The organism is Rhodococcus sp. NPDC127527 (assembly GCF_042672245.1).
GTDB lineage: Bacteria > Actinomycetota > Actinomycetes > Mycobacteriales > Mycobacteriaceae > Rhodococcus_G.
The window spans coordinates 145,738-158,877 of record NZ_JBHXVP010000002.1 but is presented as its reverse complement, the minus strand read 5'-3'; the positions used below and the strand labels follow the sequence as shown (position 1 = coordinate 158,877).

The window sequence follows — 13,140 nt, the reverse complement described above, 5'->3', positions numbered from 1 at the left end:
GCCACCCTCAGTGTGCGCCCCGTGTCGGTGGGCCGGGGCACTATGGACTCCATGGACACGGTGCTCGGCAGGTTCTCCGCCCCCACCCGGGAGTGGTTCGCCGGCGCCTTCCCCGGCCCCACCGCCGCCCAGCTGGGCGCGTGGGAGGCGATCGCCGACGGCTCGCACGCGCTGGTCGTCGCACCGACCGGATCCGGCAAGACGCTCTCCGCCTTCCTCTGGGCACTCGATCAGCTCGCCACCCGCCCGCACGACGAGGAACGTCCGCCGGGCACCACGGTCCTGTACATCTCGCCGCTCAAGGCGCTCGCGGTCGACGTCGAGCGGAACCTGCGCGCCCCGCTGGTCGGCATCACCCAGACCGCGAAGCGGCTCGGCCTCACACCGCCGGAGATCACCGTGGGGGTCCGCTCCGGCGACACCACGCCCGCGGACCGGCGGCTGCTGGTGCGGAGGCCGCCGGACATCCTGATCACCACCCCCGAATCGCTGTTCCTCATGCTCACCTCGGCGGCCCGCGAATCGCTCGCGACCGTGCGAACGGTGATCGTCGACGAGGTGCACGCGGTGGCGGCGACCAAGCGCGGTGCGCACCTGGCCCTGTCCCTCGAGCGGCTCGACATGCTCCTGCCGCGGCCGGCCCAGCGGATCGGGCTCTCGGCGACGGTCCGACCGCACGAGGAGGTCGCGCGCTTCCTGGCCGGCGCGTCACCGGTGCACATCGTCTCCCCGCCCTCGCCGAAGACCTTCGACCTGACCGTGCGGGTGCCGGTCGAGGACATGACGGAACTCGGCGTCACCGACCCGGATCCGACGTCGGAATCGCCGGCACCGCAGCAGGGGTCGATCTGGCCGCACGTCGAGGAGCAGATCGTCGACCTGGTGCTCGAGCACTCCTCGTCGATCGTGTTCGCCAACTCGCGCCGGCTCGCCGAACGGCTCACCGCGCGCCTGAACGAGGTGTACGCGGCGCGACTCGGCGATCCGGTCGCGACCGTACACGCACCGGCCTCGCAGATCGGGGCGCCGACGGAGGTTAACCACGGCGCCGACCCGCTGCTGGCGCGGGCCCACCACGGCTCCGTCAGCAAGGACCAGCGCGCCCTCATCGAGGACGATCTGAAGTCCGGTCGGCTGCGGTGCGTGGTCGCCACGTCCAGCCTCGAACTCGGCATCGACATGGGGGCGGTGGACCTGGTCGTCCAGGTGGAGGCACCGCCGTCGGTGGCCAGCGGCCTGCAGCGCGTCGGCCGGGCCGGGCACCAGGTCGGCGAGATCTCCCGAGGCGTGCTGTTCCCCAAGCACCGGACCGACCTGATCCACTGCGCGGTCACCGTCGAGAGGATGACGACCGGGAAGATCGAAGCCCTTGCGGTACCGGCCAATCCGCTCGACATCCTGGCCCAGCACACGGTCGCGGTGTGCGCGCTCGACCCGATCGACGCCGGCGTGTGGTTCGACGCGGTCCGCCGCACCGGGAGCTTCGCGACCCTGCCCCGGTCCGCCTACGACGCGACCCTCGACCTGCTCGCCGGCCGCTATCCGTCCGACGAGTTCGCCGAACTGCGGCCGCGCCTGGTGTGGGACCGCGACGCCGACGTGCTGACCGGCCGGCCGGGGTCGCAGCGCCTCGCCGTCACCTCGGGCGGCGCGATCCCCGACCGCGGGCTGTTCACCGTCTACATGGTGGGTGAACGCAATGCCCGAGTCGGTGAGCTCGACGAGGAGATGGTCTACGAGTCCCGGGTCGGGGACGTGTTCGCGCTCGGCGCCACCAGCTGGCGGATCGAGGAGATCACCCACGACCGGGTGCTGGTCTCCCCCGCATACGGGATGCCGGGCCGGTTGCCGTTCTGGCACGGCGACGGACTCGGCCGCCCCGCCGAACTCGGCGCCGCGCTCGGCGGGTTCCTGCGGGAAACCGCGCTCGGCGACCCGGCGGACCTGCGGCAACGATTGACCGCGCAGGGCCTCGACGAGAACGCGACGAACAACCTGCTGGCCCTGGTCGAGGAGCAGCGGGCCGCGACCGGGCACGTGCCCAGCGACCGCACCCTCGTGCTCGAGCGGTTCCGGGACGAGCTCGGCGACTGGCGGTTGGTGCTGCACTCGCCGTACGGGTTGCCGGTGCACGCGCCGTGGGCGCTGGCGATCGGCGCGCGGCTGCAGGAGCGGTACGGGATCGACTCCGCTCCAACGGCATCCGACGACGGCATCATCGTCCGGCTGCCCGACACCGAGGACGCGGCTCCGGGGGCAGACCTGTTCGTCTTCGACCGCGACGAGATCGAGGACATCGTCACAGAGCAGGTCGGTCACTCGGCGCTGTTCGCGTCCCGGTTCCGCGAGTGCGCGGCCCGCGCCCTGCTGCTGCCGCGCCGCAACCCGGGCCGACGCGCCCCGCTGTGGCAGCAGCGGCAGCGGTCCGCGCAACTGCTGGACGTGGCCCGCAAGTTCCCGACGTTCCCGATCCTGCTCGAGACCGTCCGGGAGTGCCTGCAGGACGTGTACGACCTGCCGTCGCTGACCCGGCTGCTCACGGATGTCGGCCGCCGGCGGATCCGGATCGTCGAGGTGGAGACGCCGTCGCCCTCGCCGTTCGCGACGTCGCTGCTGTTCGACTACGTCGGCGCCTTCATGTACGAGGGCGACAGCCCGCTCGCCGAACGTCGCGCGGCCGCCCTGTCGTTGGACTCGACGCTGCTCGCCGAGCTGCTCGGGCGGGTGGAACTGCGGGAACTACTGGACGAGGCGGTGATCGAGCAGACCGAGCGCGAGCTGCAGCGCCTCGCCGACGACCGCCGCGCGAAGGACGCCGAAGGCGTCGCCGACCTGCTGCGGCTGCTCGGGCCGCTCACCGAAGCCGAGGTCGCCGCCCGCTGTGTCGCCGATCCACGGGAGTGGCTGGGGCAGCTCGAATCCCGCAAGCGGGCCATGCGGGTCGGGTTCGCAGGCGAGACGTGGTGGGTGGCGATCGAGGACGCGGCGCGGATGCGCGACGCGCTCGGGGTGCCGCTGCCGATCGGGACCCCGGCGGCGTTCATCGAGCCCGTCGACGACCCGCTCGGCGACCTGATCGGGCGTTACGCCCGCACCCACGGGCCGTTCACTCTCGCCGACGCCGCGGCCCGGTTCGGCCTTGGCACCTCGGTGGTCCGCGACGTCCTGCACCGGCTCGCCCTGGACAAGCGGGTCGTCGAGGGCGAGTTCCGGCCCGCGGCAACGGGTTCGGAATGGTGCGACACGGAGGTGCTGCGCCGGCTGCGGCGCCGGTCCCTGGCCGCCGCCCGCAAGGAGGTCGAGCCGGTCGACCCCAAGGTGCTGGGCCGGTTCCTGCCGGACTGGCAGCACGTCGGCGGCGGGCTGCGCGGAGTCGACGGCGTCGCCGCCGTGATCGACCAGCTGGCCGGCGTCCCGATCCCGGCCTCGGCGTGGGAGTCGATGGTGCTGCCGTCCCGCGTGCGCGACTACCGGCCCGCGATGCTCGACGAACTCACCACCACCGGCGAGGTGCTGTGGTCGGGGGCCGGGCAGATCTCCGGCAGCGACGGCTGGGTGCGGCTGCACCTCGCCGACACCGCGCCGTTGACGCTGCCGCCAGCGCAGGACGTCGAGCTGTCCGAGGTGCACCGAGCGATCCTCGACGCCCTGGCACCGGGCGGCGCGTTCTTCTTCCGCACCCTGTCCGACCAGATCGGGTCCACCGACGACGCGGCACTGGTCGAGGCGTTGTGGCAGCTGGTGTGGGCCGGGCAGGTGAGCAACGACTCGTTCGCGCCGCTGCGTGCCCTGCTGTCGGGCACCACCCGCGCCACGCCCAGTCACCGGGCGCCGCGCCGGGCACCGCGGACCCGGGCGTACCGGGCCCTGCCACGGCCGGCGCTGCCGACACGGACCGGGCCGCCGTCGGTCGGCGGCCGATGGTCGCTGCTGCCGGAACCGGAACCGGATCCCACCGTCCGCGCGCACGCCCGGGCCGACCTGTTGCTCGACCGCTACGGGGTGCTCACCCGCGGCGCCGTCGTCGCCGAGGACGTGCCCGGCGGATTCGCGTTGATGTACAAGGTGTTACGCGGCTTCGAGGACAGCGGCCGGTGCCGGCGCGGCTACTTCGTGGCCGGGCTCGGCGCCGCGCAGTTCTCGACGTCGGAGGTGGTCGACCGGCTGCGCGGTTGTGCGGAGACGATCGGCGACGGCGCCACCGTTCGCGCCGACCCGACGGGCAGCGCCGTCGTGTTGGCTGCCACCGACCCGGCGAATCCGTACGGCGCAGCGCTGCCGTGGCCGTCGACGGAGGGTGGGCATCGGCCCGGACGCAAGGCAGGCGCGATGGTCGTCCTGGTCGACGGCGAGCTGGTGCTGTACGTCGAACGCGGCGGCAAGACCCTGCTCACCTTCGCCGAGGACGGGGCGGCGCTGCGACTCGCCGCGGGCGCTCTCGTGGGCGTCGTCGACGGCGGCGCGATCGACAAGATCGTGGTCGAGAAGGTGAACGGCGAGTCGGTGCACGGCAGCGCGCTCTCCCCGCTGCTGGTGGAGGCGGGCTTCGCCGCGACACCGCGCGGACTCCGGAAGCGGGCCTCGTATGCCCGGAGTTGACCGTGCCCGAGGGTGACACCGTCTGGCGGACCGCCGGTCGGTTGCGCGACGCACTGGTGGGTGCACCGCTGACGGTGTGCGACATCCGCGTTCCGCGGTTCGCGACGGTGGACCTGACCCCGGCACCCGTCGACGAGGTGCTCAGCCGCGGTAAGCATCTGCTGATCCGGGTGGGCGACCGCACGGTGCACACCCATCTGAAGATGGAGGGCGCCTGGCATGTCTACCCGGCGGGTGCGCGGTGGCGTCGGCCCGCCTGGCAGGCCCGCATCCTGCTCGGCAACGAGCGGCACCTGGCCGTCGGATTCGAACTCGGAACGGTGGAGGTGCTCACTCGCGAGCAGGAAGGTGCGGCGGTCGGCCACCTCGGGCCAGACCTTCTCGGCCCCGACTGGGATCCCGCGCTCGCGACCACGAACCTGTCCGCCGACCTCGACCGTCCGATCGGCGTCGCCCTGCTCGACCAGCGAGTGTTGGCCGGCATCGGCAACGAGTACCGCAGCGAACTGTGCTTCCTGCGCGGGGTGCACCCGGCGACGCCCGTGGGCTCAGTGGGCGAGCTGAGCGGCTGGGTGGACCTGGCCCGTCGCCTGCTGGTCGCGAACCGGGACCGCCCGGTCCGGGTGACCACCGGCGACCGCCGCCGCGGCCGCACCGCCTGGGTGTACGGCCGCGCCGGCCAACCCTGTCTGCGCTGCGGCGCCCTCGTCGAGTCGGGCGCCCTCGGCGACGGCCCCGACATCGAGCGACGGGTCTTCTGGTGTCCGAACTGCCAACCGCCCGCCTGACGCACCCCGAGGAGCACGCACATGGAGATACTGTCCCTGGCCGATACCGAGGATCGTCTGCCCGAACTGATCGACGCGGCATCGGCCCGTCGACAGCGGTTCGAGATAGCCGCGGACGGCACGGATTCCGCTGTCCTGCTGGGTACGAGCGACTTCGAGACGTTGCGCGAGACGATCGCTCTGCTGTCCGACCGAGAGTTGCTCGCGGCGCACGGGTCCGGTGCCGCGGAGATCGCCGACGGAGACGGACTCGATGCCGCAACTCTGGTGAGGGCGATGAGCGATGCGGGTAGGGCAGTCGGCGGTGGACCCGGCCCGAACGTCCCCTCTGCCAGGCGACTGATCGTCGCGCGGACCGCTGCGTCCTTCCTGATCGGCACCGCCCGAATACCCGACGCGGTCGCACTGGTCAGCATTCTCACCGGATCGCTGGTCGCGCACCCTGATGCTGTCGGCACACCCGTCAGGGCGCTGATCCCGTTGCCCGGGTACACCTTCTCGCGCGGCGCGTACCGCGTCGTGTTCGACATCGACGAGGTGCGGAACATCGTCGCGGTGACGGCAATCGGGCAGCGGGTGGACGCTTGTGCGGACTACCTGCAGATCTGACAGTGCCGACTCCAGCCTCTGGACACTCCCTGCCCACTTTGTTACTACTGGGTGATCAGGGGCGAGAGGGGGACTCGGTGCAATCTGTGAACCGAGCTGGATCTGGTGAGCCCGTGCTCCTGCTGCACGGATTCACCCTGTCACATCATGTGTGGCACCGCGTGGTGGACCGACTCTCGAGCGACTACGAGGTCCTGGCGATGACGATGCCCGGGCACTGGGGTGGCCCTCGGCTGCGCCTGCGCGATCTGGGGGTCCGCGGAATCGCCGACGGAATCGAACGCGAACTCGACGCGGTCGGCTGGGACACCTGCCACATCGCGGGAAACTCGCTGGGCGGCCAGGTCGGGTTCGAACTCGAGCGCCGAGGTCGCGCGAGATCCCTCGCTGCGATCAATCCCGGCGGGGGCTGGAAGCGATTCTCCTACACGGAGTTTCGTCTAGGATTTGGGTTCACTGCACAATTCCCCCTCGCTGCCGCTGCCCGCGTGTTCGGTGATCGAGTCGCAACCCGGGAGAGGTTTCAACGCCCGATCATCCGAAACTGCAGCAGGGACACGACTGCCGTCACCCCCGACGACGCGGCGAACGTGCTCCGCGCGGTTTCTCGTTGCCCCGTCTACCTGCCGATCCAGCTGGCATTCCTCCGCGACGGACCGCTCACGCAGCTGCACCGGGTCGTAGCTCCGACATCGTTGATCCTGTCCGAGTTCGACACCTTCCTGACCCGGAACGAATGCATGCAGCGGCTGATCGACGAACTGCCCGACCACGTCGAGGAAGTCGTCCTCCCCGGCGTCGGACACATTCCGATGCTCGAGAACCCCGGAATCGTCTCCGATGCCCTGCGAGCCCACCTGGCCAGGGTCACAGGTCGACAATCCGAGCACACGTCCTGATTCACATGTCCGCCAGGCGCGGCAGCTGCGCTCACGCCCTGCTCGCGCGGTCGAGCAGGCCGAGGCAGTGCCGGATCAGCGTTTCCCGGGGCACTGCGACGGTGCCGTCGAGGACGCCGATGAACAGGCTCGTCAGGGCGCCGACCAGACCGAGTGCCCGCAGGGCTCGTTCGTCGGGATCGGCGACCTCTTGCAGTTGATCCTGTACCAGCACAACGAAACTCGGGGCCAACGCGAGGCCACGGCCACCCAGTGCGGGTTCACGCAACGGCGCCAGCAGCAGGACCCGGCCGGCCTCGGGGTGGTCGAGAACGAGCGCGACGAACGCGCGCACCGCGAGTTCCGCGATCTCCGTCGGGGTCTCGGCGCCGGCGACCGCGGCCACCAGCGCCGTTCGGGCCCGCTCGCCGACCTCCGCGTAGACCTCACGGATGTACGCGTCGCGGTCGGCGAAGCTCTCGTAGAAGTACCGCTCGGTGACCCCGGCCGCGCGGCACGCCGCGCGCACGCTCACCGCCGGCCCGGCGGCACCGCCGAGCAGTTCCACCCCGACCTCGACCAAGCGCGTCCGTCGCTGCAGACGGCGCTGGTCGAGGCCGGGGCGGTCGGTGGTGCTCATCGGCCCCAGTGTATTCGGGCCGAGTCGGTCACATGTGGGTGCCGCCGTCGATCCGAATCTCGGTGCCGGTGACGAACTTTCCGTCGTCGGACGCGAGCATCGCGATGACGCCGGCGACGTCCTCCGGCGGCGCGAAGCCGTTGCCGATCCACGGGTACAGCTTGCCGATCAGCGTCGGGTCCAGGCCCTCCTCCGGGAAGCCCGGGTTGCTGGTCATGCCGGACGCGATGGAGCCGGGCTCGACGGCCACGGCACGCAGGCCCTGCTTCGCGTACTCGAGCGCGATCGCGTGGGTGAAGGACCGGATGCCACCCTTGGTCGCCGCGTAGGCCGCCATGTACGGGTGCGCGAAGTGCGCGGAGGTGGAGCTGAAGTTCACGACCACGCCCTGGCCGTTCTCGAGCAGCGCCGGCAGCGCCTGCCGCGTCACCAGGAAGGTGCCGGTCAGGTTGATGCCGACGACGGTGTTCCAGAACTCGAGCGAGGTCTCGGCCGTGTGCGAGGACCGCAGGATGCCGGCGGCGTTGACCAGCACCTGCAGCCCGCCGAGCTTCTCGATGGCCCCACCGATGTTCTCCCGGACCGAGTCCTCGTTGGAGATGTCGACGGTGGTGATGCTCAGGCGGTCGGCGGTGCCGGCCTCCTCGGCCCGCTGCCGGGTGACCTCGAGCCCGTCGGCGTTGATGTCGGCGGCGACGACGACGCCACCCTCGTCGAGGATCCGGGCCACCGTGGCCTGGCCGATGCCGGATCCCGCGCCGGTGACGATCACCTTGCGTCCGTCGAAGCGATTCATGTTCGGCACTCCTTCTAGTTCACGATGTCGATAATCAAGTTGCACGCTACGCCGGAGTGGCACAACGTGCCATGATGGTGTCCATGGCGGACCCGATTGCGCAAGCCCCCCTCTCGCTGACCGAGCGGCGCAAGGCGCAGACCGAGCTCGAGATCGCGCGACGCGCGGCCGAGCTGTTCTCCGAGCGGGGCGCGAACGCGGTGACCGCGGACGACATCGCGTCCGCCGCGGGCGTCAGCCTGCGCACGTTCTACCGCTACTTCCGAACCAAGGAAGAGTCGATCACCCCACTGCTCTCCGGCGGTGTCGAGGACTGGATCGCGGACCTCGCCGACACCGCCCCCGGGATCCCCGTACCCGTCGCACTCGAGGACTCTGCCCGCCGGGCACTGTCCCGCGAGGACGACTTCGCCATCGCATCCCTGCGGCTCAGCCGTGGGTTGCTGCGCGCCGTGCCCGGCGACCCCGACCTCGAGGCGGTCTGGCTGCGCGTGGTCCAGGACACCGAGGAGGCCCTGGTGGTCGTCCTCGGGAACCTGATGGGCCCGGACGCCGACCCGGTCGACGTCCGACTGATGGCGGTGGCCGGGAACACCGCGATGCGGCTGGCGATCCAGACGTGGGCAGGCACGAGCGGCGACACGACCGGCACACCGGCACCGAGCCCTGCCGACATCGCGGTCCGCTGCATCCGGACCCTCACCGCCGGCCTCGGTTCGACTCCGGGTCCTCCCGCGGGATGACAGCGGGTCCGACTTCCGGACCACTCGACTCTCAGCGAGTTCACACTTCACACCGATGTGCGTCACGGCTTGGCCCGCGAGGATCGAGGGCATGATCATCGCACCGCTCGCCCTCGTCAGCCTCCTCGTCATGGCGTTCTCCGGGATCGCCGCCCGGTCGGTCCCGCGCTCCGTCGCGCGCCTTCACTGACCGATCCACCCGCGGCGCGCCGTGCGAAGCTGTTACGCATGACGCGCGAGCCCCTGTCCCCCGAGGACTACGCAAGCCGAATCAGCGCCTACGTCTACGGCAACATCCTGGTGCTGACGGCCCTCGTCCCGCTGAACAACACCAGCGTCGCGCACGCCGGATACGTCGTCATCGGCACCGGGCTCTCGACGTTCATCGCACACGCCTTCGCCGAATCCGTCGGGCGCAGCACCCGGTCCGGTCGGTCCCTGACCCGGATCGAGAAGCTCGAGGAACTGCGCGACTCGGTGCCCGTGCTCACCTCCGCGCTGATCCCCGCGCTGGTCGTGGGGATGGGCGGGCTCGGCTGGATCGAACTCTCGACCGCCCTCCTGCTCGCCGAGATCTGGGTGATCACCCGCATCGCCGGCATCACCTACGTGATCACGCGACTACGCGGCGAGCGCCCCAACCGGGGCACGCTCGCCGCGTCCATCACGCTGAGTCTCGTCGCGATCGCGATCGTCGCGGTCAAGCTGTTCCTCACGCACTGACCGCCCGGAGACCGGTCGTCAGCGCGAGATCGGCACCGGCTCCAGGATTTCCGCCCGAGCCTCGGGAGCGGCCGCCCGCAACGCGTCCGCGGACGCGTCGTCGGGTTGAGCCTGCGACTCGACCTCCGCCACCACCCGCGCGCGATAGGTCTCGACCTCCCGGTCCACGGTGGCCTGGTCCCAGCCGAGGACCGGTGCCACCAGCTGGGCGACCTGCTCGGCGCAGTTCACGCCGCGGTGCGGGTACTCGATGGCGATCCGGGTGCGGCGCGCGAGGATGTCCTCGAGGTGCAGCGCACCCTCGGCCGCCGCCGCGTACACGGCTTCGACCTGCAGGTAGTCGGGGGCATCGGTGATCGGCTGCAGCAACTCCGGCGACGCCGCACCGAGGTCGAGCACCTCGTGGATCAGCGAGCCGTACCGGTCCAGCAGGTGCTTGACCCGGTACGGGTGCAGGCCGTAGCTCTGGCCCACCTGCACGGCCTGGTTGACGAGCGCGAAGTACCCGTCCGCGCCGACCAGCGGAACCTTCTCGGTGATCGACGGCGCCACCCGGGCCGGAATGTCCTCGGACGCGGCATCGACGGCGTCCTCCGCCATCACCCGGTAGGTGGTGTACTTGCCGCCGGCGATCGCGACCAACCCCGGCGCCACCCGGGCCACCGCGTGTTCGCGCGAGAGTTTCGAGGTCTCGTCGCTCTCCCCCGCCAGCAACGGGCGCAGTCCCGCGTAGACCCCGTCGATGTCGGCGTGGGTGAGCGGGGTGACCAGCACCTTGTTCACCTGGCCGAGGATGTAGTCGATGTCGGCCTTGGTCGCGGCCGGGTGGGCGAGATCGAGATTCCAGTCGGTGTCGGTGGTCCCGATGATCCAGTGACCGCCCCACGGAATGACGAACAGCACCGACTTCTCGGTCCGCAGGATGATGGCGGCCTCGCTGACCACCCGGTCGCGAGGGACCACGATGTGCACGCCCTTGCTGGCGCGGACCCGGAACCGGCCGCGCTGGTGCGAGAGCGCCTGGATCTCGTCGGTCCACACGCCGGTCGCGTTGATCACGACGTGGCCGCGCACCTCCGCGGTGCTGCCGTCCTCCGAATCACGTACGCGCACACCGGAAACACGATCCGCCTCGCGCAGGAACCCCACGACCTGAGTCGACGTGCGCACCACCGCGCCGTAGTGCGCGGCGGTGCGGGCGACCGTCATGGTGTGGCGGGCGTCGTCGACGACGGTGTCGTAGTAGCGGATACCGCCGATCAGCGCACTTCGCTTGAGCCCCGGCGACATTCGCAGCGCACCCGAGCGGGTCAGGTGCTTCTGGTGCGGCACCGACTTCGCCCCGCCCATCTGGTCGTAGAGCAGGAATCCGGCGGCCATGTACGGCCGCTCCCAGACCCGGTGTGTCAGCGGGAACAGGAACTTCAGCGGTTTGACCAGATGCGGGGCCAGCGTCGAGAGCGAGAGCTCCCGCTCGTGCAATGCCTCTCGTACCAGACCGAATTCGAGCTGCTCGAGGTAACGCAGGCCGCCGTGGAACATCTTCGACGACCGGGACGAAGTGCCCGACGCGAAGTCCCTCGCCTCGACCAGCGCCACCCGCAGGCCCCTGGTCGCGGCGTCGAGCGCCACCCCGGCGCCGACGATCCCACCACCGATCACCACCACGTCGAACTGCTCGGATTGCAGGTTGTCCCAGGCCTCTGCCCGCTGCTGCGGGCCGAGAAACTGTGCTTCCTGATGCTTGACCAACGTGGGCTCCCGTGAGTTGTCGACGGATTCTCGTCCAGGCTAGTAGTTTCAAGCCGTGTATGTCGCCGCCATCGATCAGGGCACCACCTCCACCCGCTGCATGATCTTCAACCATGCGGGCGGTGTCGTCGCCGTCGCCCAGCAGGAACACCGGCAGATCTTCCCGCGGGCGGGCTGGGTCGAGCACGACCCGCTCGAGATCTGGAGGGCCGCCCGCGAGGTGACCGCGAGGGCGCTCGCCGGCGAGAACCTGACCGGTCACGACATCGTCGCGGTCGGCATCACCAACCAGCGGGAATCGACCGTGGTCTGGGACCGCCGCACCGGCGAACCCGTCTACAACGCCATCGTCTGGCAGGACACCCGGACCGACGAACTGTGTACCGAACTCGGGGGTGACGAGGGGCCGGACCGGTACCGCGAGAGCACCGGACTGCCCCTGTCGACCTACTTCTCGGGGCCGAAGGTGCGCTGGATCCTCGACAATGTCGAGGGAGTTCGCGCTCGCGCCGAGGCCGGCGAACTGTGTTTCGGCACGATGGACAGCTGGATCGTGTGGAATCTCACCGGCGGCCCGGACGGCGGACTGCACGTCACCGACGTGACGAACGCGTCCCGGACGATGCTGATGAACCTGCGGACCCTCGAATGGGACGAGCAGATCTGCGCCGACATGGCCGTCCCGATGTCGATGCTGCCGCAGATCCGCAGCTCCTCCGAACGGTACGGGCAGGTCGGCGAGGGCACCGGCCTCGCAGGGGTGCCGATCACCGGCATCCTCGGCGACCAGCAGGCCGCCACCTTCGGCCAGGCGTGCCTGAGTCCCGGCGAGGCCAAGAACACCTACGGGACCGGGAACTTCCTGCTGCTCAACACCGGGACGACGCCGGTGCACAGTCGGCACGGCCTGCTCACCACGGTCTGCTATCGCATCGGCGACGCTCCGGCGGTGTACGCGCTGGAGGGGTCGGTCGCGGTCACCGGTTCGCTGGTGCAGTGGCTGCGCGACAACCTCGGCATCATCGGCTCCGCCAAGGAGGTCGAGGCGCTCGCGACCTCGGTCCCGGACAACGGCGGCGCCTACTTCGTGCCGGCCTTCTCCGGACTGTTCGCCCCGCGGTGGCGACCGGACGCGCGCGGCGCGATCGTCGGCCTGACCAGGTTCGTGAACAAGGGGCACCTGGCGCGAGCCGCGCTCGAGGCCACGGCATTTCAGACCCGCGAGGTGATCGAGGCCGCGGCCGCCGATTCCGGGGTGAAGCTGACCTCCCTCAAGGTCGACGGCGGCATGGTGCTCAACCAGACCCTGATGCAGTTCCAGTCCGACATCCTCGACGTCCCGGTGATCCGGCCGGTGGTCAACGAGACCACCGCGCTCGGTGCGGCCTACGCGGCCGGGCTGGCGGTCGGCTTCTGGTCGAGCGAGGAGGACATCCGTGCCAACTGGGAGGTCGGACAGACGTGGACTCCCGACATGACCGCCGCCGAACGCGATCGGCTCTACCGCGAATGGAACAAGGCGGTCGAGCGGACCTACGACTGGGTCGACTGACCCACCTCGCTTCCCGAATGGCCCACTTGTTCACTCCGACCGACCGAATGGGCCATTCGG

At 70.5% G+C, this 13,140-nt stretch carries 10 protein-coding genes; 7 read left to right on the top strand and 3 right to left on the bottom strand.

Annotated features, from left to right (window positions below):
* Positions 1-51 precede the first annotated feature (51 nt).
* From ACFVH2_RS03735 to ACFVH2_RS03720, 4 genes are all read left to right on the top strand, one after another.
* Entirely contained in the window at positions 52-4,599 is a 4,548-nt protein-coding gene (locus ACFVH2_RS03735) for an ATP-dependent helicase (protein WP_378422387.1), read from the top strand.
* 2 nt (positions 4,600-4,601) lie between these two features.
* Complete coding sequence (locus ACFVH2_RS03730; protein WP_378422385.1) at positions 4,602-5,387, top strand: DNA-formamidopyrimidine glycosylase family protein; 786 nt, start codon at positions 4,602-4,604, stop codon at positions 5,385-5,387.
* A 21-nt stretch (positions 5,388-5,408) separates the two neighbouring features.
* On the top strand, positions 5,409-5,996 hold the full coding sequence (locus ACFVH2_RS03725; protein WP_378422383.1) for a hypothetical protein: 588 nt from the start codon (positions 5,409-5,411) through the stop codon (positions 5,994-5,996).
* A gap of 113 nt (positions 5,997-6,109) precedes the next feature.
* Positions 6,110-6,895, top strand: coding sequence for an alpha/beta fold hydrolase (locus ACFVH2_RS03720; protein WP_378422381.1), 786 nt, complete (start codon positions 6,110-6,112; stop codon positions 6,893-6,895).
* Positions 6,896-6,926: 31 nt separating this feature from the next.
* On the opposite strand, the gene ACFVH2_RS03715 is transcribed toward ACFVH2_RS03720, so the two are convergent.
* Together ACFVH2_RS03715 and ACFVH2_RS03710 are read right to left on the bottom strand one after the other, a co-directional pair.
* Positions 6,927-7,514: a TetR/AcrR family transcriptional regulator gene (locus tag ACFVH2_RS03715; protein WP_378422379.1), complete on the bottom strand. Its 588-nt coding sequence runs from the start codon at positions 7,512-7,514 to the stop codon at positions 6,927-6,929.
* Positions 7,515-7,542: 28 nt separating this feature from the next.
* Positions 7,543-8,310, bottom strand: a complete 768-nt coding sequence (locus ACFVH2_RS03710; RefSeq protein ID WP_378422378.1) for an SDR family NAD(P)-dependent oxidoreductase — start codon at positions 8,308-8,310, stop codon at positions 7,543-7,545.
* Positions 8,311-8,393: 83 nt separating this feature from the next.
* On the opposite strand from ACFVH2_RS03710, the gene ACFVH2_RS03705 reads away from it, so the two are divergent.
* Complete coding sequence (locus ACFVH2_RS03705; protein ID WP_378422376.1) at positions 8,394-9,053, top strand: TetR/AcrR family transcriptional regulator; 660 nt, start codon at positions 8,394-8,396, stop codon at positions 9,051-9,053.
* A gap of 228 nt (positions 9,054-9,281) precedes the next feature.
* On the top strand, positions 9,282-9,776 hold the full coding sequence (locus ACFVH2_RS03700; protein ID WP_378422374.1) for a hypothetical protein: 495 nt from the start codon (positions 9,282-9,284) through the stop codon (positions 9,774-9,776).
* 18 nt (positions 9,777-9,794) lie between these two features.
* Here ACFVH2_RS03700 and ACFVH2_RS03695 read toward each other — a convergent pair whose 3' ends face one another.
* The gene (locus ACFVH2_RS03695) at positions 9,795-11,528 is read right to left on the bottom strand and encodes a glycerol-3-phosphate dehydrogenase/oxidase (RefSeq protein ID WP_378422372.1); all 1,734 of its coding nucleotides are present in this window, start codon (positions 11,526-11,528) and stop codon (positions 9,795-9,797) included.
* A gap of 55 nt (positions 11,529-11,583) precedes the next feature.
* On the opposite strand from ACFVH2_RS03695, the gene glpK reads away from it, so the two are divergent.
* Positions 11,584-13,080: a glycerol kinase GlpK gene (gene glpK, locus ACFVH2_RS03690; RefSeq protein ID WP_378422370.1), complete on the top strand. Its 1,497-nt coding sequence runs from the start codon at positions 11,584-11,586 to the stop codon at positions 13,078-13,080.
* The last annotated feature ends 60 nt before the right edge of the window (positions 13,081-13,140 follow it).

Coding starts and splice junctions, on each gene's coding strand:
- ACFVH2_RS03700 (WP_378422374.1), top strand. CDS start 9,282: ATGACGCGCGAGCCCCTGTCCCCCGAGGACTACGCAAGCCGAATCAGC.
- ACFVH2_RS03725 (WP_378422383.1), top strand. CDS start 5,409: ATGGAGATACTGTCCCTGGCCGATACCGAGGATCGTCTGCCCGAACTG.
- ACFVH2_RS03715 (WP_378422379.1), bottom strand. CDS start 7,514: ATGAGCACCACCGACCGCCCCGGCCTCGACCAGCGCCGTCTGCAGCGA.
- ACFVH2_RS03705 (WP_378422376.1), top strand. CDS start 8,394: ATGGCGGACCCGATTGCGCAAGCCCCCCTCTCGCTGACCGAGCGGCGC.
- ACFVH2_RS03710 (WP_378422378.1), bottom strand. CDS start 8,310: ATGAATCGCTTCGACGGACGCAAGGTGATCGTCACCGGCGCGGGATCC.
- ACFVH2_RS03735 (WP_378422387.1), top strand. CDS start 52: ATGGACACGGTGCTCGGCAGGTTCTCCGCCCCCACCCGGGAGTGGTTC.